This window comes from Winogradskya humida (assembly GCF_016862215.1).
GTDB lineage: Bacteria > Actinomycetota > Actinomycetes > Mycobacteriales > Micromonosporaceae > Actinoplanes > Actinoplanes humidus.
Window position 1 is genome coordinate 15,738 of record NZ_BOMN01000035.1, and the last position, 21,879, is coordinate 37,616.

22 protein-coding genes are annotated in these 21,879 nt (G+C 69.2%); 4 read left to right on the forward strand and 18 right to left on the reverse strand.

The annotated features are described in order from the left end of the window. Nucleotides 1–5: 5 nt before the first annotated feature. From Ahu01nite_RS15075 to Ahu01nite_RS15100, 6 genes are all read right to left on the reverse strand, one after another. Complete coding sequence (locus Ahu01nite_RS15075) at nt 6–1,301, reverse strand: PrsW family intramembrane metalloprotease (protein ID WP_203837139.1); 1,296 nt, start codon at nt 1,299–1,301, stop codon at nt 6–8. Then, the gene (locus Ahu01nite_RS15080) at nt 1,298–1,867 is read right to left on the reverse strand and encodes a hypothetical protein (protein ID WP_203837140.1); all 570 of its coding nucleotides are present in this window, start codon (nt 1,865–1,867) and stop codon (nt 1,298–1,300) included. The genes Ahu01nite_RS15075 and Ahu01nite_RS15080 overlap by 4 nt, the downstream gene beginning before the upstream one ends. A 27-nt stretch (nt 1,868–1,894) precedes the next feature. Then, entirely contained in the window at nt 1,895–2,338 is a 444-nt protein-coding gene (locus Ahu01nite_RS15085) for an RNA 2'-phosphotransferase (RefSeq protein WP_203837141.1), read from the reverse strand. Next, complete coding sequence (locus tag Ahu01nite_RS15090) at nt 2,335–3,111, reverse strand: class I SAM-dependent methyltransferase (RefSeq protein WP_203837142.1); 777 nt, start codon at nt 3,109–3,111, stop codon at nt 2,335–2,337. Before Ahu01nite_RS15090 ends, Ahu01nite_RS15085 begins: the two co-directional genes overlap by 4 nt. 98 nt (nt 3,112–3,209) lie before the next feature. Continuing rightward, a complete protein-coding gene (locus Ahu01nite_RS15095) occupies nt 3,210–3,419 on the reverse strand; it encodes a BldC family transcriptional regulator (RefSeq protein ID WP_067494190.1) in 210 nt (69 codons plus the stop codon). A 292-nt stretch (nt 3,420–3,711) separates the two neighbouring features. Continuing rightward, the gene (locus Ahu01nite_RS15100) at nt 3,712–4,551 is read right to left on the reverse strand and encodes a DUF8083 family protein (protein WP_203837143.1); all 840 of its coding nucleotides are present in this window, start codon (nt 4,549–4,551) and stop codon (nt 3,712–3,714) included. A gap of 161 nt (nt 4,552–4,712) precedes the next feature. Here Ahu01nite_RS15100 and Ahu01nite_RS15105 point away from each other — a divergent pair, with 161 nt between their 5' ends. Further along, nucleotides 4,713–5,795, forward strand: a complete 1,083-nt coding sequence (locus tag Ahu01nite_RS15105; protein WP_203837144.1) for a Glu/Leu/Phe/Val family dehydrogenase — start codon at nt 4,713–4,715, stop codon at nt 5,793–5,795. A 179-nt stretch (nt 5,796–5,974) separates the two neighbouring features. Next, nucleotides 5,975–6,196 (forward strand): DUF3073 domain-containing protein, encoded by a 222-nt coding sequence (locus Ahu01nite_RS15110; RefSeq protein WP_203837145.1) that lies wholly within the window; start codon nt 5,975–5,977, stop codon nt 6,194–6,196. Nucleotides 6,197–6,547: 351 nt separating this feature from the next. Here Ahu01nite_RS15110 and amcA read toward each other — a convergent pair whose 3' ends face one another. From amcA to Ahu01nite_RS15135, 5 genes are all read right to left on the reverse strand, one after another. Next, on the reverse strand, nt 6,548–6,760 hold the full coding sequence (gene amcA / locus Ahu01nite_RS15115) for a multiple cyclophane-containing RiPP AmcA (protein ID WP_203837146.1): 213 nt from the start codon (nt 6,758–6,760) through the stop codon (nt 6,548–6,550). Next, nucleotides 6,729–7,832: a cyclophane-forming radical SAM peptide maturase AmcB gene (amcB, locus tag Ahu01nite_RS15120; RefSeq protein WP_203837175.1), complete on the reverse strand. Its 1,104-nt coding sequence runs from the start codon at nt 7,830–7,832 to the stop codon at nt 6,729–6,731. Before amcB ends, amcA begins: the two co-directional genes overlap by 32 nt. 223 nt (nt 7,833–8,055) lie before the next feature. Further along, on the reverse strand, nt 8,056–9,207 hold the full coding sequence (gene purM, locus Ahu01nite_RS15125; RefSeq protein WP_203837147.1) for a phosphoribosylformylglycinamidine cyclo-ligase: 1,152 nt from the start codon (nt 9,205–9,207) through the stop codon (nt 8,056–8,058). 167 nt (nt 9,208–9,374) lie between these two features. Beyond that, nucleotides 9,375–10,985: an amidophosphoribosyltransferase gene (gene purF / locus Ahu01nite_RS15130; protein WP_203837148.1), complete on the reverse strand. Its 1,611-nt coding sequence runs from the start codon at nt 10,983–10,985 to the stop codon at nt 9,375–9,377. A gap of 78 nt (nt 10,986–11,063) precedes the next feature. Continuing rightward, nucleotides 11,064–11,426 (reverse strand): sterol carrier family protein, encoded by a 363-nt coding sequence (locus Ahu01nite_RS15135; protein ID WP_203837149.1) that lies wholly within the window; start codon nt 11,424–11,426, stop codon nt 11,064–11,066. Nucleotides 11,427–11,587: 161 nt separating this feature from the next. Here Ahu01nite_RS15135 and Ahu01nite_RS15140 point away from each other — a divergent pair, with 161 nt between their 5' ends. Then, nucleotides 11,588–13,666 carry a carboxypeptidase-like regulatory domain-containing protein gene (locus tag Ahu01nite_RS15140; RefSeq protein ID WP_203837150.1) on the forward strand — a complete coding sequence of 693 codons (2,079 nt, stop codon included), beginning with the start codon at nt 11,588–11,590 and terminating at the stop codon, nt 13,664–13,666. A 56-nt stretch (nt 13,667–13,722) separates the two neighbouring features. Here Ahu01nite_RS15140 and Ahu01nite_RS15145 read toward each other — a convergent pair whose 3' ends face one another. From Ahu01nite_RS15145 to Ahu01nite_RS15175, 7 genes are all read right to left on the reverse strand, one after another. Beyond that, nucleotides 13,723–14,343, reverse strand: a complete 621-nt coding sequence (locus Ahu01nite_RS15145) for a class I SAM-dependent methyltransferase (protein WP_203837151.1) — start codon at nt 14,341–14,343, stop codon at nt 13,723–13,725. 69 nt (nt 14,344–14,412) lie between these two features. Then, the gene (gene purL / locus Ahu01nite_RS15150; RefSeq protein ID WP_239158857.1) at nt 14,413–16,836 is read right to left on the reverse strand and encodes a phosphoribosylformylglycinamidine synthase subunit PurL; all 2,424 of its coding nucleotides are present in this window, start codon (nt 16,834–16,836) and stop codon (nt 14,413–14,415) included. Continuing rightward, complete coding sequence (gene purQ, locus Ahu01nite_RS15155; RefSeq protein ID WP_203837152.1) at nt 16,833–17,543, reverse strand: phosphoribosylformylglycinamidine synthase subunit PurQ; 711 nt, start codon at nt 17,541–17,543, stop codon at nt 16,833–16,835. Before purQ ends, purL begins: the two co-directional genes overlap by 4 nt. After that, entirely contained in the window at nt 17,540–17,806 is a 267-nt protein-coding gene (gene purS / locus Ahu01nite_RS15160) for a phosphoribosylformylglycinamidine synthase subunit PurS (RefSeq protein ID WP_203837153.1), read from the reverse strand. The genes purQ and purS overlap by 4 nt, the downstream gene beginning before the upstream one ends. Before the next feature lie 229 nt (nt 17,807–18,035). After that, nucleotides 18,036–19,457: an adenylosuccinate lyase gene (gene purB, locus Ahu01nite_RS15165; protein WP_203837154.1), complete on the reverse strand. Its 1,422-nt coding sequence runs from the start codon at nt 19,455–19,457 to the stop codon at nt 18,036–18,038. Beyond that, nucleotides 19,454–20,716, reverse strand: coding sequence for an MFS transporter (locus tag Ahu01nite_RS15170; RefSeq protein WP_239158864.1), 1,263 nt, complete (start codon nt 20,714–20,716; stop codon nt 19,454–19,456). The genes purB and Ahu01nite_RS15170 overlap by 4 nt, the downstream gene beginning before the upstream one ends. Before the next feature lie 2 nt (nt 20,717–20,718). Then, nucleotides 20,719–21,267 carry an ArsR/SmtB family transcription factor gene (locus Ahu01nite_RS15175; protein WP_239158858.1) on the reverse strand — a complete coding sequence of 183 codons (549 nt, stop codon included), beginning with the start codon at nt 21,265–21,267 and terminating at the stop codon, nt 20,719–20,721. A 131-nt stretch (nt 21,268–21,398) separates the two neighbouring features. Between Ahu01nite_RS15175 and Ahu01nite_RS15180 the strand changes: the two genes are divergently transcribed. After that, nucleotides 21,399–21,851 (forward strand): SCP2 sterol-binding domain-containing protein, encoded by a 453-nt coding sequence (locus Ahu01nite_RS15180; protein WP_203837156.1) that lies wholly within the window; start codon nt 21,399–21,401, stop codon nt 21,849–21,851. The last annotated feature ends 28 nt before the right edge of the window (nt 21,852–21,879 follow it).

A 21,879-nucleotide genomic window follows, 5' to 3' on the forward strand; every position in this document is an offset into this window, starting at 1 on the left:
TCTGCTCAGGCGCCGCCGAGGCTGCTGATCAGGGCCCAGAGGACTGCTACGGCGAGGGCCGTGGAGAACACCGCCGATGCGGTGCGTCGCCACGGTCCTTTTCCTTCGGGTACGAGCGCCTCCGGGTGGCCCAGGTTCACGAGCAGGTGACGCTGGCGGCGTACCTCGTGGTGCCAGCGGGTGAGGTCCGTCGTGCCGCGGCTCAGCTCGACCGCGAGGCGGGCCTGGGCGTGCTGCAACCGGCGGACGGCTCCACGGGCGCGCCAGCCGGCCCGGGCGCGGGCGTGGGAACGGGCGCTGGCCCGGCGCGACCCGGTCTTGAGCGCCTCCACCTCCGACGGCGTGATCAACTCGGGGTCGTTCAGCTCGACCAGAATCGCTGCGTAGTAGTCGGCCTCGCGGTCGTGGGCCGAACGCACGAGCAGCCAGATCAGCACGAGCGGCGGCAGGCCCTTGAGCACCAGGACCGCGAGCAGGGCCACCGCGCCGTTGCCGAGGCCGTCGCGCAGGAGCGGGGAATTCCACAGGACGTGCGACGCCCAGGCTCCGAGGACCGCCAGGGTTGCGGCCCCTATCCGGGTACGCCTGGGGCGCTCTCCACGAACGACCAGGTAGCCGATGCCCGCGCCGGCGAGCGCGCCGAACAGCGTGTGGCTCCAGACTCCGGAGAGGAAGCCGCGCAGCAGGAACGTCGTGAACACCGGTTCCACGGTGTCGCCGCGGCCGGCCAGGGCTACGGCGCTCATCGCGTACACGATGTCTTCGATGATCTGGAAGCCCAGGCCGACCACCGCGCCATAGACCACTCCGTCGAGCACGCTGTTGACCTGAGCGCGGGCGATCAGCACGATCGCGACCACGCCGAGGGTCTTGGCGATCTCCTCGACCGTCGGGCCGGCCAGCGCGGCACCCCAGTCGGCGGCCAGGCCGGGTGAGCCGAGCTTGGCGATGATGTCGTCGAGGGCGCCGCTGCCGGGGATCGAGACGGAGGTGGCGACCAGGCCACCCCACGCGAACGCCACGGCCAGGAGCACCGGGGGCTCCCGTTCGAGGAAGTCGAGCTCGGCGACCACGAACGAGAACGGCACGGCGAGCAGGGCGAAGAGCAGGGTCGCGGTGAGCAGGGCGATCGGAAAGGTCGCGGCATAGTGCGCTGCGATCAATGCCATGCGTACGCCGCCGGCGGCCAGCAGCGCGACCACGATCCAGAACGCGGGGCGGCGGATCAGTCCCAGACCCGGTTCGGCCCCGGGCTGGACGGGGGCGGTGCGTTCGCTGCGCAGCCTCGGTTCCGCGGTCATCCGGGCGGCTCCGCGTGGTACTCCAGCGTGCGGGTGCTCTTCTCGATGGCTGACAGGGTGGGTCCCAGATCCAGGTCGGCGCCGCTCACCGTGACCTCGATGGTGTGGCCGTCGGCGACGAAGACGGCGTACCGGCCGCCACGACCGGGACCGCTGTATCCGCCCTGCAGACCCTGCAGGCCGCCGATGGTCGCGACCATGAGGTCGGGCCCGGTGACCTGGTATCCGGAGTTTCCGATGATGCGCTGGCGGAGCCGGGCCACCGCGGCCGACAGCGACCCGTCATAGGGCTCGACGGTGATCAGGTAGCGGACCGTCCCGAGCCGGAAGAGCACCTTCCCGGTGTCCTCCGCGGGCCTGGTCACGGTGAGATCGATGCTGGCGCCGGGTGGCGGTGTCACGAACACCCCACCCCCGATCTCAAAAGGGCGATCGGACCGCACCGGACGTTCGGAGGGCAGCGCGTGGTTCAGCGCGGGGAGCCCGAAGGCGAGACCGCCGAGCGCGGCGACCACCCCACATGCACCGAGGAGATTCGTCAGCTGACGCCGAGTAACCCTCCTCATCCCCCATACGCTAACCGCCCGTGGCGGCTACCTCTCGATGGAGAACGATTTGTCCTTTTGTTCCGAATGTTCGTGGAGATAGGAAGAAGGCACCGCCGCGATCAGCCAGACACCGTTCTCGCTGCGGTGGAAGACATGCCCCGCAGCGGCCATGGCGGCGGTGTCGACCACGAAGATCACGACGTCCGGGGAGTGCCGGCGACCGACGGCCAGCGCCGTTCGCCGGTCGGGCGACAGATGCACGTGGTGACGGCTCCCCGGCCGCAACCCGTCCCGCATGATCGAGGCGAGGTTCTGCCGTGCCGTGCCGTGGAAAAGCGTCGCGGGCGGGTCGGCCGGGGCGAGCCCGAGGTCGATGTCGACCCGGCGGGAGTGACCCTGGCTGGCCCGGATCCGCTCGACGCCGTCCGGCCCGGTCGTCACGGCGATGCGGCGGCTCGTCTTGACCTGCTCCCTGGTGAGTTCGGTCATGTATGTAGCTCCATGACCGCAAGGTAGTAAGGACGGTCCTGCTCGTCGACCGATTTCAGGCGCCACGGGGTGCCCTGGAGCAGTTCTTCCAGCTCCGCCACCGAGCAGAACAGGTAGTCGAACCAGTTCGTGGCATGCAGCCGGTAACGCAACCGGAGTCGCAGTTGGCCCCCGAACCGGCCGCGCTCGCGGTTGCGCTCGTGATAACCCACGTGGACCGGGTCGGTCGTGCCGTAGGGGTCGGTGCCCTGCGCGATGATCCGGGCGCCGGGACGGGCCAGGGCGGCGAGCGCGGCGAGGAAGACCGGCGCGCGATCGCGGCCCTCGAGCAGCCCCACATTGTTACCCAGCAGCAGGAACGTGTCGTAGCGGGTGGTCGTGCGGGCGTACTCGTCGACCGGGGCGATCACTGTGTCGCGCAGGCCACGCTTGCGGGCGACCTCGATCGCACCGGCAGAGATGTCCAGGCCGGTCACGGCCATGCTGCGGCGCTGGAGCTCCAGCGCCGTGCGGCCGGCGCCACAGCCGATGTCGAGCACCGCGCCACGGCACATGCGCAGCGCCCGGTGGTCGTGCGGCTGCCACTCGTCCGGCTCGGCTACGTACTGGTCGGCGGGAGCGCCGTTGATCAGGCCGTCGTCACGCTCGATGATCTCGATGACCGGACGGGGCACGCGACCGCCGGCCAGGGGGCGGGGGCCGATACCGGACCGTACGGCGTACGCGTCGCGGACCAGCTCGCCGAAGACGTCACCGATCGGGGGTTGTTCCATTGGCACTACTCTGCCGCCTGGAAACGATTAAGGGGCGATCGCCTTCCCCGGCGTTCGCCCCTTTTATCGGTCCCAGCCCGACTCGACTGCGCGGTTCGTCAGTCGCCCTGACGCTGCGAGGGAATCTGTCCCTGCAGCAGGGCACGAACCTCCGACTCCCGGTAGCGACGGTGCCCGCCCAGTGTGCGAATTGCGCTGAGCTTGCCCGCCTTTGCCCACCGGGTGACGGTCTTCGGGTCGACTCGGAACATCGACGCCACCTCGGCCGGCGTTAGTAGCGGCTCAGGATCGTGCGTACGCGATGCCATCGGTCACTCCTCCACAGGTACCTAAAGACATCGGCCGGGGTCCCGCCGGCCGGTGTGTGTTTCATGGTCCGGCTAGTCCCCGATGTCCGACATGGGCCGAACGGCCGAAGGTCCCTAGATAGACGGTTGAAGCATGACCGATTTATGCGGGTTTTCTACGCCAGAAAGTGTCTTGTTTGGACCTAAAATCACGCTTCGGGGGGTGGCCGTTACGAAGAGTGTTCACCTTGGGAGCGCTTCCATCTGCGCCGTTCCGTCCTATTTCAGCTGGTCAGAGCGGCATGAATGGTTCTCAGTTGCACCGCTCCAGCAGCTGCACGGCGCGCCATCGGTCGACGATCTTCTCGTACGCCTCCGTGGCGGCATCGGCATCGCCCCGCGACAGCGCGGAGAGCCCGGCCGCCACCAGTCCGGGGGAATCGTCCGCCTGCAGGTCATCGTCCTTGAGCAACCCCGTCAGGCCGCCGTAGTCGAGCTCGACGATCGACCGCGGGTGGAACTCCTCCAGCCAGCGGGTGCCCTCCTCCACCGCCTCGGTGATCGGCGCGTCCCCCAGCGACTTGCGCAGCACCGAGACCCCCCGGTGCGCCCGGCGGCGAGCCTTGGAGATCTCCGTGCGGTAGCGCAGCGTGCGCCGGCCCCCGGACAGGTTGATCTCCCGCTCGTCCAGGTCGACGAAGACGAACCACCGCAGCGGCACACCCCACGTGGCGACCTGCTCATGCACCCGGGGAACGCCGTGCTCCAGCACCTTCGCGCCGCTGCGCCAGTCGTCCACGACGGCCTTGGCCTGCCCGGCCAGCACCGGCGGCACGAACGCGTCCGCCAGCACGCTGGGCACGCCGTCACGGGCGTTCAACGCGGCCTCGGCGACCCGCAGGCGCAGATTCCAGGGGCAGACGAGCAGCGTGTCACCCCACTCCATGACGTACGCCTCGTCGGGCAGATCGGGCAGCCGGGTCCAGCCGGCCCCCAGCGCCTCCAGCACCGCGGTGCGCTGCCGGACCGGGCCCTCGACCGGTCCGAGGGCACGGCCCTCGCGCGCGTAGCGCCGCCAAAATATCTGGCGCTCACGGTCGAAGGCGGTCAGTGGCTCGTAAACCCGCAGGTACGACGCGAACAGTGACGGCACGGCGCGATCCTTTCACGAAATCGCCGCCGATTGACTTCCCCCGCTGCGTCAATCGGCGCCCACGCTGGGGCCCTAAGCTCTTCGTGATGTCCGGCATACCCCGGCGGACAGGTTGAGAGCGCCCCACAAGGGCCACACCACCGACACTCAGGAGAGCAGCAATGGGCGTGTTCGTAAGCAGCGACGGCATCGAGGCCGCCGGGCACGAGCAGGTCGTCTTCTGCCAGGACCGGCACACCGGTCTGAAGGCGATCATCAGCATCTACTCGACGGCCCTGGGCCCCGCGCTGGGTGGCACCCGGTTCTACCCGTACGAGAGCGAGGAAGCGGCCGTCACCGACGCGCTGAACCTGTCTCGCGGGATGGCCTACAAGAACGCACTTGCTGGGCTTGACCTGGGCGGCGGCAAGGCCGTTATCTGGGGCGACCCGGCGCTGGACAAGTCCGAGGCGCTGCTGCGGGCGTACGGCCGCTTCGTCGAGTCCCTGAACGGGCGCTACTACACCGCGTGCGACGTGGGCACCTATGTACCCGACATGGACGTCATCGCCCGCGAGACCCGCTACGTGACCGGCCGCAGCGTGGAGCACGGCGGCGCCGGCGACTCCTCGGTCCTCACCGCCTGGGGCGTCTTCCAGGGGATGCGCGCCGCGGCTGAGCACACGTGGGGCCGTCCGACGCTCTCCGGCCGCCGGGTCGGTATCGCCGGGCTAGGCAAGGTCGGCAAGTACCTCGCGGGTCACCTGATCGAGGACGGCGCCGCGGTGGTCGCCACCGACGTCAGCCCGGCGGCCCAGGAATGGGCGCGAACCACCCACCCGCAGATCGACCTCGTCGACGACGCCCAGGCACTCATCACGAGCGACCTCGACGTCTACGCCCCCTGCGCCCTCGGTGGAGCCTTGAACGACGACACGGTCGCCGTCCTGCGCGCCAAGATCGTCACGGGTGCCGCGAACAACCAGCTCGCCCACCCGGGTATCGAGAAGCTGCTGGAGGAGCGGGGCATCCTCTACACGCCCGACTACGTGGTGAACGCGGGCGGCGTGATCCAGGTGGCCGACGAGATCGAGGGCTTCAACTTCGAGCGGGCCAAGCTGCGCGCCACGAAGATCTTCGACACCACGAGCCAGATCCTGCGGCTCGCGGATGACGACGGGGTACCGCCCGCGGTCGCGGCCGATCGCCTCGCGGAGCGCCGGATGGCCGAAGTGGGCCGACTCCGCAGCATCTACCTGGGTTGAGGCTTTTGTACGCCGTCGCGCGTCCTTTGGCGGGCACGCCACGACGCGCGACGGTGGTACACGTAACCCGAGGTGCCGAAGGCGGCATCGTCCATGTACCGTAAGACCCACGAGAGATGCCTGACGTCATCGGGGCCCGCCTTCGGGCTGCCCCGAATTCTGTGCGAGGGGGTCGAGCCATGGGGCGCGGCCGTGCTAAGGCCAAGCAGACAAAGGTGGCCCGGGAGTTGAAGTACCACTCCCCGAACACCGACCTCACCGCCTTGCAGCGCGAACTAGCGGGTGCCGGTAGTAATCCCGATCACCGTTTCGACGACGACAACGATGAGTTGGTCGATGACGATGATGAGGATGACGCTGACGACGAGCAGGACCGCTGGTCGCCTTCACCAAGGCGTTGACCCGCGCGACCCCGACGACGCAGAGCATGCGGCACGCCGCATGCTCCCGTTTGTCGCGGTCGCTCCGGAATGACCATGATGCCCACAGGGGAGACCTCGTGGGTGTCATGGACTGACCGCGGCGGTCCCACTTCCCCGACGCACATCTTGATGACTCCGCCGAGTTATCGGGATGCTCGGCTGTTCGCGTGCGCAAGGTGATGAGCTTTGTTGCCATGCGCACTAAGCGCACCGTGAGTTACTCACGGTGCGCTTAGTGCTGTGCCCTGCTCGTTTTGTGCCCCACTCCCGTCGCTTCAGCCGGGGCCGGCCGTTCGAGCTGCTTCAGCGGGGGCGGCTGGTTCAGGTGCTTCAGCGGGGGCGGTTGTTCCAGTTGTAGAACGTCGGGATGTTTTCGAAGTGGTTCCAGGCGCAGACCGCTGAGCCGTCGGCCGGTGTTTCCGCGCGCTGTTTGCGAGCCTCTTCGGCCTCTGCCAGCAGGCTGGCCAGGCCCTCGCTGGTCTCGCGGACCCGTGCCGTGACCGGGTCGGTGTCAGACGGCCGTGGGCTGGTGGTCTCGGGCATGGTCCAGCACTCCCTCGAGTAGGCGAATCTTGCTGTTGCGGCAGTGGTCCGTCGTTGTCACGTCGAACCGCCCGTGCTCGAAGTAGCGGTTGGCCGCGTGGGCTCCGCCGCAGAAGCCGAAGTAGGGGCATTGCGTGCGGCAGGCCTCGACCCCCTCCAGGAATTCGCGGATCCAGGGGGTGCCGGTGGCCCGGCTCAAGATCTCCGCCAGCGGGGTCGTCAGCACGTTGCCGCTGCTGAAGTCGCCGTAGCGGGGGTCGGAGAAGCCGGCCAGCTCGGGTGAGAGCAAGACCACACTGCCGTCCTGGGCCACGGTGGGGATGGGATCGAGGCGGCGGGGCAGGAGCTCGTCGGCGGTGCCGTCCAGGACCGCGGCGGCGTACCGGAGGGACCATTCGATCTCTCGCAGGTGGATGCTGGGATTCTTGCGCCAGGCGGTGACCAGCTCGGCCCAGAAGGCCTTGACGTCCTGCTCCGGGTGCCGGTTGGTGCGGGTGTTGACGCCTTCGAGCTCCTCGACGTTGATGCCGAGCACCTCGCAGCCCAGCTCGAGGAAGTATCCGTAGAGCTCCGTAGCCAGCCCAGGGACCGGGCGGCCCACCACGCAGAGCGCCGAGAACGGGATGTCGTGACGGCGCAGCGCCTCCACCCCACGCATGATCCGCGCGTAGGCCGGCTTGTCACCTCGGGTGACCCGTTCGCCGTTACGCGCCTCGGGTCCGTCCACGCTCACACTCACCCGGATGTCCCGCTCGGTGAAGAACTCGCACCAGGCGTCGTCGATCAGGGTGGCGTTGGTCTGCACGTGGTGCTCGACGCCCTCGGCGAAGGGTTTCAGCAGCTCAGCGAAGTGCTCACGACCGGCTGCCAGGGGCTCACCCCCATGCCAGACGACCGAGAACCTGCCCGTACGCGACCAGGGGTTCACAGCGGCGGCAACCGCCGTGGCCACCTCGACCGGCATCTTCTTGTCGTGCCGGCGCAGCGGCAAGTAACAGTAAGAGCAATCTAGATTGCACAGCGTAGTGGGCTGCATGACGACGTAGGTGGGAATTTCGGAGATTCCGCGCATCCCATTCCAGCGCTCTCCCACGGCCACCTCCCCGTTGGTACCTGAGGCCAGGCTAAGTCCCGGCGTCCACCCCTGTTCAACCGCCCGCAGATCCTCCAAGACATCGATGCTCGCAAATCATTGCACAACGGGAAAACAAACCGGCCCGCCCGGTCCGACTTTCTCCGCGTACATCGCGCAGCGTGACGGACCGGACGGGCCGGCGGAACGTTTCCGAACGGGATCAGCCCCGGGTGTACTGGCCGACCATGTGCACCTGGCCGGAGCCCTCGATGATCTCGCCGACCTGCCACGCCTCGACACCACGGCCGGTCAGGTAGGCCATCGCCCGGTCGGCGTCATCGGCCGACACGATGGCGAACATGCCGACGCCCATGTTGAACGTGGCCTCCATGTCGGCACCCTCGATGCGGCCCTTCGCCTGGATCAGGTCGAAGATCGGCTGCGGGCGCCACGAGGAGCGGTCCACGACAGCGTCCAGGTGCGCGGGAAGGACCCGGTTCAGGTTGCCGGGGATGCCGCCGCCGGTCACGTGGCAGAACGCCCGGACGTCGGTCTCCTCGATCAGGCCGAGGCAGTCCTTGGCGTAGATCTTGGTGGGGGTCAGCAGCTCCTCGCCGAGCGTGCGCTGGCCGCCGAAGTCGTCGACCACCGTGTCGAGGCGCATCCGGCCCGCTCCCAGCAGGACGTGCCGCACCAGCGAGTAGCCGTTGGAGTGCAGCCCCGAGGAGCGCATCGCGATCACGGCGTCGCCGAGCTCGACCTTGTGCGGGCCGAGGATCTCGCTCTCCTCCACCACGCCGACACCGGTGGCGGAGACGTCGTACTCATCCGGGCGCATGACGCCGGGGTGCTCGGCCGTCTCGCCGCCCAGCAGCGAACAGCCCGCGTAACGGCAGCCGTCGGCGATGCCGGCGACGATCTCGGCAACCTTGTCCGGCACGACCTCGCCGCAGGCGATGTAGTCGAGCATGAAGAGCGGCTCGGCGCCACAGGCCACGAGGTCGTCGACGACCATGGCGACCAGGTCGATGCCGATCGTGTCGTGGATGTTGAGCTGCTGCGCGATCACCAGCTTGGTGCCGACACCGTCGGTCGACGACGCGAGGATCGGGCTCTTGTACTTCGCCGCGTTCAGCTTGAACAGGCCCGCGAAGCCGCCCAGGTCACCCATGACCTCGGGACGGTTCGCCCGCTTCACCTTCGACTTGAGCAGCTCGACCGCCCGGTCGCCGGCTTCGATGGAGACGCCCGCGTCCGCGTACGTCGCCGTGCGCTTGCGTCCGGGACGGGCCGCCCCAGCCGACCATGGCTGGCGGTCGGCGCCCTCGGCGCCGTTGGATCCGGCACTGTTGCGCTCGGACACGTGCGTCACGGTTCTCCCCTTTGATGGTGGTGCTGAGCTTCGCCCGGTGACGGGCTTTTTCGGTGGCGGCACGGATGACCGCCTCGTCGACCCTAAGGCCGGGGCCCTTCGGACCCCAAGACCGGTGGCCTGCCGACACTACGGCGGGCTACCGGTCAGGTACGCACGATCGCCGTTTACGGGCGGTGCAGGGCGTCCACGCCGCCCGGGCTGCCCACGAGCGGTTTGGCCGTCGCGCGCTCGCCCTCGGTGTACTGCTCGTCCTCGTACTGCTGCTCGAGGCCGGCCACCGCGGCACTGGTCGCTGCCGGCGTCGAGGCGGGCATCGCGGCCCGTTTGCCGACGCTCTCCAGCAGATGCTTGCCGATCAGATGCCCGGCCGGCAGCTCGATCGGATACTGCCCGTCGAAGCAGGCCATGCAGAGTCGGGTCTTGGGCTGCTCCGTCGCCCCGATCAGGCCGTCCAGCGAGACGTAGCCGAGGCTGTCGGCGCCGATCGAGCGGCGGATGCCGTCGATCTCCAGGCCGTTGGCGATCAGCTCGGCCCGGGTGGCGAAGTCGATGCCGTAGAAACAGGGCCACTTCACCGGCGGGGAGGAGATGCGCACATGGATCTCCAGGGCACCGGCCTCGCGCAGCATCCGGATCTGGGCGCGCTGGGTGTTGCCGCGCACGATCGAGTCGTCGATCACCACGATCCGCTTGCCCCGGACGACCTCGCGCAGCGGGTTGAGCTTGAGCCGGATGCCGAGCTGCCGGATCGTCTGCGAGGGCTGGATGAAGGTGCGGCCGACGTAGGCGTTCTTCATGAAGCCGGCGCTGTAGGGGATGCCGGAGGCCTCCGCGTAGCCGATGGCGGCCGGGATGCCGGACTCCGGGACGCCGATCACCAGGTCAGCCTCGACCGGGTGCTCCTTGGCGAGCCGCCGGCCGACCTCGACGCGGGCCGCGTAGACATTACGACCGGAGATCGTCGTGTCGGGGCGGGCCAGGTAGACGTACTCGAAGAGACAGCCCTTGGGCTCGGGGGTCGCGAAGCGGGTCGAGCGCAGGCCGTGCTCGTCGATCGCGAGGATCTCGCCCGGCTCCACCTCGCGGACGAAGCTGGCACCCACGATGTCGAGCGCGGCGGTCTCGCTCGCCACGGCCCAGCCACGCTCCATGCGACCCAGCACGAGCGGGCGCACCCCCTGGGCGTCGCGAGCTGCGTACAGCGTGCTCTCGTCCATGAAGACGAAGCTGAACGCGCCACGCAGTCGCGGGAGCACCTCCATGGCCGCGGCCTCGACCGAGAGGTCGGGACGGCTGGCCAGCAGCGTGGTCACCATGGCGGTGTCCGAGGTGGCGTCGCCGACGTCGAGACCGCGCTCGGCGATCTCGCGGGCCAGGTCGGCCGTGTTGACGAGGTTGCCGTTGTGCGCCAGGGCGATCGTGGTGCCGGCCGTCGTGGCCCGGATCGTCGGCTGCGCGTTTTCCCAGTTGGATCCACCGGTGGTGGAGTAACGGGTGTGGCCGATCGCGAGATGGCCGCGCAGGCTCGCCAGTGTCGGCTCGTCGAAGACCTGGGAGACCAGGCCGAGATCCTTGTAGACCACCACGCCGGAACCGTCACTGACAGCGATGCCAGCCGCTTCCTGACCGCGGTGCTGCAATGCGAAGAGGCCGAAATAGGTGAGTTTGGCGACCTCTTCCTCCGGGGCCCAGACACCGAAGACGCCGCAGGCATCCTGGGGTCCGCGGTCCTGGGGGTCGAGATCGTCGGTCAACCGGCCGTCGCCTCGGGGCACGCGCTTGCTCCCTCATGCTGATCTGCTCGGAAATGCTGGGCTGTTCCGAGCAGCCAGTGTACGCGAGCCACCGGGGAATCAGCCCTGGTGCACAGGGAGGTACGGAGTGAGATCGGTGCGTATACCGCTGGCCCGAATCCGCCCCGATTCGACCGCATCGCCCCAGCTCAGTCGGCCTGTAGCAACCAGCAGCCAGGTCATCGGATCGGTCTCGACCACATTGGGCGGAGTGCCACGGGTGTGCCGGGGACCTTCGACACACTGAATCGCACCGAAAGGTGGAATACGGACCTCCACCGATCGGCCGGGGACGGTCCGCGCGAGCTCCGCGAGCAGTGCTCGCACAGCGTCACGAAGAACTTCGCGGGTAGGTTCACCGCCGCCGTCCAGCGCGTCCAACGCCTGGTCGACCGACTCGGATTTATTGTGCGCAGCAGACACGTCGGGACAATACGACCCGGCATTCGGCCACAACCCGGCGGCCCTGGGTCGCGCGGACGTCCTTCGACAGGGCATAGTGGCCGACGGTGTGTATTCAGCGCGGGATCCATGGGCCTTTTCATCAGGCGGCCCGGGGACCGAGCGACCGGAAGGCGGTGGACGTGACAACGCACCTACGAGCCCGGGCTGTCCAGGCCGGTGCGTTCTTGGCGCTGGTGGGTGCCGCGATCTTCGCCGCCCCGGTGGCAGCACTCGCGGATGCTCCAACAGTATCTATCAGTAGCCTGTCGTCAGGGGACATCCCCTCCGGTGGCACAAGCACGCTGAAGTTCACGGTCAAGAACTCGAACAAACTCATCGACGGCCAGAACACCGACGCGTCGGCCCGGATCGTTGTCAACAGCAACGGCATGAACTGCGGCGGCGATTGCGACTTCGACGAGACGATCGCGCCCACGCAGACGTCGCGTGAGTATTCGGTGACGCTGACCGCGCCCACTGTCGATGCTGGAGAGACCAAGTCCTTCAACGTCGTGATCACCGCGACGATCGGCGGCCAGCCCGGCAGTGCCAATCGGAGCATCAAGGTTCGCGGCGCGGACAAGCCCCAGTCGATCCGCCAGGTCAGCGGCAAGGTCAAGGACCAGGACGGCAAGGGAATCGCCGGCGCGACCGTCGGCATGCGCGACAGCAACGGCGCGACCTTCCAGATCAGCTCCGGCAGCAACGGCGCTTACTCCTTCCGCTCCACCGATGCCAAGCCGATCGCGGTCGGCTCGCTCTCCGTCGGGGCGATCAAGGACGGCTACAAGGGCGACCCGGTCAACGCATCCGGCGCGGACGGCAAGTCGATCAACGTGCCGCTGACGCTCACGCTCATCGCGGCGACCACCTCACCCACGCCGTCACCCTCGGCCACGACCAGCACCGAACCGACCGACGAGGCCACCGACGAGGCCACCGAGGACGAGACCGACGCTGCCAGTGACGAGGCGGCTCCGGCCCCGACCAACGCCGCCAACAACAGCGACGGCTCCGGCTCGACGCTGTTCATCATCCTGGGCGGCCTGCTCGTCGCCGCGGGCATCGGCGCCATCGTGCTGGTCATGATGCGCCGCAAGAGTGCCGCAGCCGACGACGACCCGGACGGCCCCAACGGCCCGAACGGCGGAGGCCCGGGCGGTGGCCCTGTGCCGGTCGGCGCTGGTCGCTACGCCGGTGCTGACGAGACCCGCCTGTCGGCTCCGGTCGGTGGCGGCCGGGTCAGCGACGCCACGATGATCGCGCCGCGCTCTGGAGCACCGTCCATCGCGGACGCCCCGACGATGATCCACCGGACGCCCGTCGCGCCGCCGGTCGACGAGGAATTCCCTGACCCCTACGGAGCGCCGTTGCCGCAGAACGGTGCGTACAACGCTCCGGGCGGCTGGGGCACCGCGGCGGCAGGCGCGGCCGGCGCTGCGGGTGCGGGTGCGGCCGGCGCTTACGGCGGCACAACCCAGTTCGGCGGTGCCCCGGCGGCGGCTCAGAACGGCTACGACGGGTACGAAGAGCAGGGCCAGAACGGTTACGACGGGTACGACGACCACAACGGGTACGGCGAGCCCGCCGGCTATGTCGCTCCGGAACAGCAGCAGCGTTTCGACGAGCCCACCGGCATGTACCGGCCCGAGGCCGAGCCCGCGTATGACGGCGGCTACGGGCAGCCCGCCGGCTCGTACCAGAACGGCGGCTACGGAGCCGATCAGGACGATCAGGGCGGTTACGGCGGCAACTACGGTGGCACCGGCTCGTACGGCGGTGGCGCACCTCAGGGTGGCGGTCAGTACGGCGGCGGTGCTCCGCAGAGCGGTGGCGCTTACGGCGGCGGTGCCGCTCCGCAGAGCGGTGGCGCTTACGGCGCTGGTGCCGCTCCGCAGAGCGGTGGCGCCTACGGTGCTGCGCGCGGCGATTATGGCGACCAGGGTGGCTACGGCGACCAGGGCTACGACCAGGGCGGCCAGTACGGCGGCGGCTATGGTGGCGCGCCCGCCGCGCCTCAGGGCGGCGGCCAGTACGGTGGCGGCCAGTACGGCGGGGCCCCGCAGCAGGACGGCGGATACGGCGAGCAGGACGGGTATGCGGAGCAGGGCGGCGGCTACGACCAGCGCGGCAACGGCTACGGGCCCGAGCAGCAGAGCGGCCGGCGCGGCGCCCCGCGTCAGCAGCCTCCGGAAGCCACCCGGCAGTGGGAAAACTGAGTTCGTGAAGTAGGCAATGGCCGGTTCCGCCACCACGGCGGGACCGGCCATTCGCTTTACAAGAAGCGGAAGATCGTGCCAGCGGGTTCGAGCGGCTGGGGCTCGCCGTGGAACTCGTGCACGCCGACGGTGAACATCACGTCCTCCGGCGCGTGGAACGCCCGTTCCGCGAAGCCAGCCTCGGCGAACCAGGCGCGGATGGCCGGGGTCAGGTCGGGTGCGCGGCGGGCTCGGGTCCAGATGACCGTTGCGCCTTTCGTGCACAACTGCGGGACCCTTTCGATCGTTCGGCGTACGTCGGCGTCGCTGATGTTGCCCAGGACGCCGGCCAGCAGCACCAGATCCGCCCGGCCCAGGTCCTGATAGGTCGTCAGGTCGCCCGCGTCCGCGCAGATCACGGTGACATTGTCGAGTCCCGCCTCGCCGATGCGTTCACGCGCCGCCGCCACGTTGCGGGGATCGAACTCGATCAGATGAGCCCGAACCGGGCCGGCGGCCAGCACGCCGATCAGGTCATGGCCCTGGCCTGCGCAGACGCTGACGATGGTGGCGGCGTCGGACTTCGAGTCGAGCCACTCGGTGAGGTGGTGCTGGATGAGACGCAGTCGCCGGGACAGGGGTGACTGTTCGTCGGCGTAAGGCAGGTGCCAGTCCAGCCAGTCCTTGGTGGATGCCATTCCGGTGATCCTGCCAAAAGAACGAGGCGCCACGGCCGGAGCCGTGACGCCTCGTCTCGCTTCTGCTGATTACTTGGTTGCGACCTCGGCCGGGCTGCCGAACAGGTTGCGCATGGTGGAGCTGAAGGCTTCGCGCAGCTCGTCCAGGCCGAGCGAGAACTGGTTGTGGATCTCCAGAACCGGCTCTTCGGTGGTGACACCGATCGGGGTGCAGGGCACGCCGTGCTCGGCGGCGAGGGCGGTGAAGGCCTTGTCGTGACCACGCGGGACGGCGACCACGGCGCGGCCGGCCGACTCGCTGAAGAGCCAGACAAACGGCGTGGTGGCCGCCTCGTGCTCGGGCAGCGTGACCCGGGCACCGACGTTGCGGCGCAGGCAGGACTCGACGAGGACCTGGGAGAGGCCGCCGTCGGAGAGGTCGTGGGCCGCGACGACGTGCTCGCGCTCCGCGGCCTGCCGCATGAGCCGGCCGAGGCGCTCCTCGTGGGCGAGGTCGACCTTGGGCGGCTTGCCACCGAGGTGGTTGTGGGTGACCCACGCCCACTCGGAACCGGACAGCTCGCAGTCGGTGTTGCCGAGCAGGAAGAGCAGGTCGCCCTCCGCGGTCGGCGGCGGCGGGAAGCCCATCGGCACCCGGGTGGCGACGTTTTCCAGGACGCCGAGCACACCGATGACCGGGGTCGGGTGGATCGCCGCGGCGCCGGTCTGGTTGTAGAAGCTGACGTTGCCGCCGGTCACCGGGATGTTCAGCTGCTGGCAGCCGTCGGCGATGCCGCGCACGGCCTCGGCGAACTGCCACATGACGGCCGGGTCCTCGGGCGAGCCGAAGTTGAGGCAGTCGCTGACGGCGATCGGCTCGGCGCCGCTGATCGCGACGTTGCGGTAGGACTCCGCGAGGGCCAGCTTGGCGCCCTCGTAGGGGTCGAGCCGCGCGTAGCGCCCGTTGCCGTCGACGGAGAGCGCGACACCCAGGCCGGTCTTCTCGTCGATGCGCAGCACACCGGAGTCCTCGGGCTGCGCCAGCACGGTGTTGCCGAGGACGTAGCGGTCGTACTGCTCGGTCACCCAGCTCTTGTCGCAAAGGTTGGGCGAGGCGATCATCCGCAGCACCGTCTCGCGGAGCTCCTCGGGCGTGGTCGGCCGCGGGAGCGTCTCGGCGCGGTCGGCCTGGAGCAGGATCAGGTCGGCGGGCTCACGGATCGGCCGGGCGTAGACCGGGCCGTCGTCGGCGAGCGAGCCGGGCGGCACGTCGACGACGACGTGGTCGTTCCAGCTGATCAGCAGGCGCCCGGGGTGGCCGGCGGCATCGCTCGCGGTGACCTCACCGATCGCGGTGGCCCACACGCCCCACTTCTCGGCGACGGCGAGCACCTGGTCGAGCTTCTCCGGCGTGACGATCAGGAGCATGCGCTCCTGCGACTCGCTGGCCAGGATCTCGGTGGGCGACATCGACGCCTCACGCAGCGGCACCCGCTCGAGCCAGACCCGCATGCCGGTGCCGGCAGCCGCCGCGGTCTCGGTGAGCGCGCAGGTCAGGCCGGCGCCGCCGAGGTCCTGGATGCCGGCGACGAGGCCGGCGTCGTACATCTCGAGGCAGCTCTCGATGAGCAGCTTCTCCATGAAGGGGTCGCCGACCTGGACCGACGGGCGGCGCTGCTCGGCGCCCTCGTCGAAGGTCGCCGACGCCAGCACCGAGACACCGCCGATGCCGTCACGGCCGGTGCGCGCACCGAGCAGCACGACGATGTTGCCCTCGCCGGCGGCTTCCTTGTGCTGCAGCCGCTCGACCGGCAGCACGCCGATGCTCAGCGCGTTGACCAGCGGGTTGCCCTGGTAACAGGGGTCGAAGACGATCTCGCCACCGATGTTGGGCAGGCCCAGGCAGTTGCCGTAGCCACCGATGCCTGCCACGACGCCGGGAAGCACCCGCGCGGTGTCGGGGTGGTCCGCGGCACCGAAGCGCAGCGGGTCCATCACCGCGATCGGGCGGGCACCCATGGCGAGGATGTCGCGCACGATGCCGCCGACGCCGGTCGCCGCACCCTGGTAGGGCTCGACGTAGCTGGGGTGGTTGTGCGACTCGACCTTGAAGGTGACCGCGAGCTCGTCGGAGATCTGCACCACGCCGGCGTTCTCACCGATGCCGGCGAGCATCCGGGTGTTCTTCGGTGCCTTCTCGCCGAACTGGCGCAGGTGCACCTTGCTCGACTTGTAGGAGCAGTGCTCGCTCCACATGATCGAATACATCGCGAGCTCGGAGGCGGTCGGACGACGGCCGAGGATCTGCTTGATCCGCTCGTATTCGTCGTCCTTGAGGCCGAGCTCGGCGTGCGGCTGCAGATCGTCCGGTGTCTCATTGGCGCGCTCGACGGTGTCGACCGAGCCGAACTCGCTGGCCAGGACGTCGGTCGCGGCGAACGCCGAGGCGGACAGCTTGGCCGCCGGCTGCTCGGGCGTCTTGGAGACGGGAGCGGTATCGGGCTGGGTGGTCATCGCGTCGCTCCCCCTGTGAGCTGACCGCCAGCGACCCCGGCGAGGTGTCGCAGGGCGGAGGTGAAGAAGCCTAGGCCGTCGAGCGACGGACCGGTCAGCGCCTCCACGGCGTGCTCCGGGTGCGGCATGATGCCGACCACGTTGCCCGCCGCGTTGGTGATCGCGGCGATGTCACGCTGCGAGCCGTTCGGGTTGCCCCGGGTGTAACGGGCGACGACCCGGCCCTCGGCCTCGAGCTCGTCGAGCGTGTGCGTGTCGGCGACGAAGCAGCCCTCACCGTTCTTCACCGGGATGAGGATCTCCTCGCCCTCGGTGAAGGTGTTGGTCCAGGCCGTGTTGGTCGCGCCGATCCGCAGGTGCTGGTCGCGGTTGCGGAAGTGGAGGTGCTGGTTGCGGGTGAGCGCGCCGGGCAGGAGGTGGGCCTCGCAGAGAATCTGGAAGCCGTTGCAGATGCCGAGCACGGGCAGACCCCCGCGGGCGGCGTCGATGATGGTCTCCATCACCGGCGCGAACCGGGCGATCGCGCCGCAGCGCAGCGCGTCGCCGTATGAGAAGCCGCCGGGCAGCACCACGGCGTCGACGCCGTGGATGTCGGCGTCTCCGTGCCAGAGACGAACAGCCTCGCCGCCGGCGATGCGCACCGCGCGAGCGGCGTCACCGTCGTCGAGGGATCCGGGGAAGGTGACGACACCGATCCGCATGGTCACGCGCTCACTTGGGCGGAGTCACCGGCCTGCTCGTCGACCCGGATCGAGAAGTCCTCGATGACCGGGTTGGCGAGCAGCTTGTCGGCGATCTCACGAGCGGTGTCCAGGTCGGGTTCACCGTCGAACTCGATCTCGATCCGGCGTCCGATGCGTACGGAGGAGATGGCACTCACGCCGAGCCGTGGCAGCGCATTTGCCACCGCCTGGCCCTGCGGATCGAGAATCTCCGGCTTGAGCATGACGTCGACGACGACGCGAGCCACGGGCACTCCTGACTGAAGGTTCGCAGTTGGGTGGCCCTCTAAGGGGCGAGCGGCCAAAGCCTACCTTGCGCGACCCCCGGTCGACCCATCGGCCGGTGTCGGCAGAACGACGCAACCGGCGCTGAGCAGGGCATCTCGACCGTGATCTCAGCCACCACCCCCAGAGTGGCGGCACCGAATGATCACTCTCAGCCACGCTCAGACGCCGGACAGTGATGCGCGTCGATATCTAGAGAATGGGAGCCGGGGAATACTTGGCGGCCTCCGGGTGCGCGGCCACGATTTCGGCGACCCGGTCGGCCACGGCCTGCACCTGGGAGGGGGCGGCGCCGACAAACGCCGCCCGGTCAGCGACCAGGGTGTCGATCTCGGCGCGGCTGAGACCCAGGCGGGAGTCGGCGGCGAGCCGGTCGAAGAGGTCGTTGTCGGCGATGCCCTTCTCGCGCATGGCCAGGGCCACGCCGACCGCGTGCTCCTTGATGACCTCATGCGCGACCTCGCGGCCGACACCCTTGCGGACCGCGGCGACCAGGATCTTCGTGGTCGCGAGGAAGGGCAGGAAACGGTCGAGCTCGCGGGCGATGACCGCCGGGTATGCACCGAACTCGTCCAGGACGGTGAGGAACGTCTGGAAGAGGCCGTCGGTGGCGAAGAAGGCGTCGGGCAGGGCCACCCGGCGAACCACGGAGCAGGAGACGTCGCCCTCGTTCCACTGGTCGCCGGCCAGCTCGCCCACCATGGAGAGGTAGCCGCGGACGATCACGGCGAGGCCGTTGACGCGCTCGGAGGAGCGGGTGTTCATCTTGTGGGGCATCGCCGACGAGCCGACCTGGCCGGCCTTGAAGCCCTCGGTCACCAGCTCCTGGCCGACCATCAGGCGGATCGTGGTGGCGAGCGAGGACGGCGCCGCGGTGACCTGGGCCAGCGCGGAGACCACGTCGAAGTCGAGCGAGCGCGGGTAGACCTGGCCGACGCTGGTCAGGACGCGCTCGAAGCCGAGGTGATCGGCGACCTTGCGCTCGAGCTCGGCTAGCTTGCCGGCGTCGCCGTCGAGCAGGTCGAGCTGGTCGGCGGCCGTGCCGACCGGGCCCTTGATGCCACGCAGCGGGTAGCGGCGGATCAGGTCGTCGAGGCGGTCATAGGCGATGAGCAGCTCCTCGGCAGCGCTCGCGAACCGCTTGCCCAGCGTCGTGGCCTGCGCGGCGACGTTGTGCGAACGGCCGGTCAGCACCAGGTCGCTGTATTCGACGGCCCGCTCGGTCAGCCGGGCCAGGGTCGTCACGATGCGACCCCGGATCAGCTCGAGCGACGCGCGGATCTGCAACTGCTCGACGTTCTCGGTGAGGTCGCGCGAGGTCATGCCCTTATGGATGTGCTCGTGACCGGCGAGCGAGCTGAACTCCTCGATCCGCGCCTTGACGTCGTGGCGGGTGACCCTCTCGCGCGCCGCGATGCTCGCCAGGTCGACGTCGTCCACGACCCGCTCGTAGGCCTCGACCACGCCGTCGGGCAGGGCGATGCCGAGATCGCGCTGGGCGCGCAGGACCGCGAGCCACAGCCGGCGCTCCATCCGGATCTTCTCCTCGGGCGACCACAGGTCGACGAGGTCGGCGGAGGCGTAGCGGCTGGCGAGGACGTTCGGGATGCTCACGGGGCCAATTCTTCCATGGGCGCCGCGGGTGCTCTGCCCTCCGTCGGCGACCCTGTGGATAACTCGTGGCGCAAGTTGCGTACGTCACTGCTGGAGACCATGGCCAGGACTGCGAGGGCGATCAGTCCTGCGGCGCCGATCAATGTCGTCCGCACCCCCACGGCTTCCGCGATCGGCCCGGTGGCGACCTGGCCGATGGGGATGGCGAGGTAGGACCCGACCATGTCGTACGAGTACACCCGCGCGAGTTTGTCCGCCGGCACGTGCTCCTGCATCGTCGTCTCCCACGCGATGCCGAATTCCTCGATGGTGAGGCCTGCCAGGAACGTCGCCGCGATCAGCAGGCCGAGGTGCGGCGCCACCCCGAGGGTCAGGACCGGCAGCACCTCGAACGCGGTGCACAGCACGCCGACGAAGAGCAGCCGGCGGACCCGCAGACGCATGGCGATCAGCGCGCCGAGCAGCATCCCGAGGGTCTGCGCGGCCAGCACGAAGCCCCAGGCCCGGCGCCCGACCGTCTCGTCCGCGACCAGCGGTCCGAGCACGTTGATGCCGCCGCTGATACACGCGTTGATCACGGAGAACGCCGCGACCACCACCCACAGCCACGTCCTCGACCGGAACTCCGTCCACCCGGTTCGCAACTCGGCGACGATGCCGGCGCGCTCGGCCGGGACGGTGGGAGCGGGTGGGATCCGCAGCAGGGCGAAGCAGGCGGCGGAGCAGAGAAAGGTCACCGCGTCGATGGCGATGCCCCAGCCGGGGCTGATGGCGGCCACGATGATGCCGCCGACCGGGGCACCCATGATCATGGCGCCGTTGAACGAGAGCCGGCTGATGGCGTTCGCCTGCTGGCGCAGCTCGGCCGGGAGGAGCTGGGGCAGGATCGCCGACGAGGCGGGCAGGGCCAGCGCGGCGACCATGCCGTTGATCGAGGACAGGACGATCAGGAGCGGCACTGTGGCCGTACCGGAAAGAATCATGCCTGCCACGGCAGCCTGGGTGACCGCTGCCGCGATGCTCGATCCCACCATCAGCAGGTTTTTCGGTACGCGGTCGGCGAGCGCACCGCCGAACAGCAGGAAGAGCACGTTGGCGAGCATCCGCGCACCGACGACGAGCCCCAGGTCGGTCGCCGAGCCGGTGAGGTCGAGCACCGCGAACGCCAGCGCGACCGGGGCGATGGCGTTGCCCAGGGCATTGATCGTGCGACCGGCGACCAGGAAGCGGAACGGCACGTAGCGCAGCGGCGCGAGCATGCTCACGACTCCTCCATGCGGAACATGGCGAAGGTGGTGCTGGTCCGGACGGTGCCGGGGGTGCGCGGCGCCTGTGCCGCCGAGTGGAGCTCACGACTCAGTTGAGCGAGGCGGTCGCGGATGCTGTTGAAGAGGTCGGGGTCGACCCACAGCTCGGCGTCGGTCATGGAGGCGCCGACCGTCCAGTCGCCCTCGCCAGTGCGCCGGGTCAGCTCGTCGGCGACCGCGCCGAACAGGCCGCGTTGGGTCTCGGCCCAGCCGGGTTTGAAGCCCTCGGCGGGACGCTCGTGATCGCGGGCGGACGACACGTACCGGTAGCGCTTGGCCACGCCACCCCGGATCCGCTCCTCGCCCTCCTGAACGATCAGCCCGACGGCGAACAGGCTGCGCAGGTGGTAGCTGGCGTTCGCGTGGGTCAGGCCGAGCTCCCGGGCGAGCTCGGCGGCAGTCATCCCCGCACCGGTGAGCAGGGACATCATCCGCAACCGGACCGGGTGGGACATCGCCCGCAGCCTTGCCTGACGTTGCGCCGGCTCTTCTCCCAAAGACATGTTGGGGAGTCTAGGGCGAGGCGGGGCTCACTGTCCAACACTTGCTTGGGGGTTGAGAGACTGCAGGACGACGAGGTTCTCGCTAGGGTTACTCGTGAGTAGGTCTGGCGCTCATCCCGAAAGGTCCACCGATGACTGATTTCAGCCCCGAAGCTCTCGCGACGATCGGCCCCAAGGAGTTCTCGCAGCTGGTGAAGTCCACGCCGGACGCCAAGCTCGCCGAGGTGATGTCCTCCGACACCCGCGGCAAGATCCTGGACGAGGTATTCGGCCGGATGCCCACGCTCTTCCGCGCCGACCGGGCCGGCAGCACCCAGGCCGTCATCCACTGGATCATCACGGGCGGCGCCGGCGGCACCTCCGACACCTACGAGACGGTGATCGAGAACGGTGCCTGCACGGTGACCAACCAGCCGGTGCGCGAGCCCAAACTGGCGATGACCATGGACCCGCTGACGTTCCTGAAGGTCGTCTCGGGCGACGGCAACCCGATGATGATGTTCATGACCGGCAAGATCAAGGCCAAGGGCGACCTCGGCCTTGCCGCGCAGGTCGCGAAGCTCTTCGACATCCCGAAGAACTGATCCGGTTACGCCGGCTTTCCCCTCGGGG

Bases quoted from the DNA above. Each gene is read 5' to 3' on its own strand.
- Ahu01nite_RS15175 (WP_239158858.1), bottom strand. From the start codon at position 21,267: ATGTCTTTGGGAGAAGAGCCGGCGCAACGTCAGGCAAGGCTGCGGGCG.
- purL (WP_239158857.1), bottom strand. From the start codon at position 16,836: ATGACCACCCAGCCCGATACCGCTCCCGTCTCCAAGACGCCCGAGCAG.
- Ahu01nite_RS15110 (WP_203837145.1), top strand. From the start codon at position 5,975: ATGGGGCGCGGCCGTGCTAAGGCCAAGCAGACAAAGGTGGCCCGGGAG.
- Ahu01nite_RS15075 (WP_203837139.1), bottom strand. From the start codon at position 1,301: ATGACCGCGGAACCGAGGCTGCGCAGCGAACGCACCGCCCCCGTCCAG.
- Ahu01nite_RS15170 (WP_239158864.1), bottom strand. From the start codon at position 20,716: ATGCTCGCGCCGCTGCGCTACGTGCCGTTCCGCTTCCTGGTCGCCGGT.
- amcA (WP_203837146.1), bottom strand. From the start codon at position 6,760: ATGCCCGAGACCACCAGCCCACGGCCGTCTGACACCGACCCGGTCACG.
- Ahu01nite_RS15085 (WP_203837141.1), bottom strand. From the start codon at position 2,338: ATGACCGAACTCACCAGGGAGCAGGTCAAGACGAGCCGCCGCATCGCC.
- Ahu01nite_RS15105 (WP_203837144.1), top strand. From the start codon at position 4,713: ATGGGCGTGTTCGTAAGCAGCGACGGCATCGAGGCCGCCGGGCACGAG.
- Ahu01nite_RS15080 (WP_203837140.1), bottom strand. From the start codon at position 1,867: ATGAGGAGGGTTACTCGGCGTCAGCTGACGAATCTCCTCGGTGCATGT.
- Ahu01nite_RS15180 (WP_203837156.1), top strand. From the start codon at position 21,399: ATGACTGATTTCAGCCCCGAAGCTCTCGCGACGATCGGCCCCAAGGAG.
- Ahu01nite_RS15145 (WP_203837151.1), bottom strand. From the start codon at position 14,343: ATGGCATCCACCAAGGACTGGCTGGACTGGCACCTGCCTTACGCCGAC.
- Ahu01nite_RS15095 (WP_067494190.1), bottom strand. From the start codon at position 3,419: ATGGCATCGCGTACGCACGATCCTGAGCCGCTACTAACGCCGGCCGAG.
- amcB (WP_203837175.1), bottom strand. From the start codon at position 7,832: ATGCGCGGAATCTCCGAAATTCCCACCTACGTCGTCATGCAGCCCACT.
- Ahu01nite_RS15090 (WP_203837142.1), bottom strand. From the start codon at position 3,111: ATGGAACAACCCCCGATCGGTGACGTCTTCGGCGAGCTGGTCCGCGAC.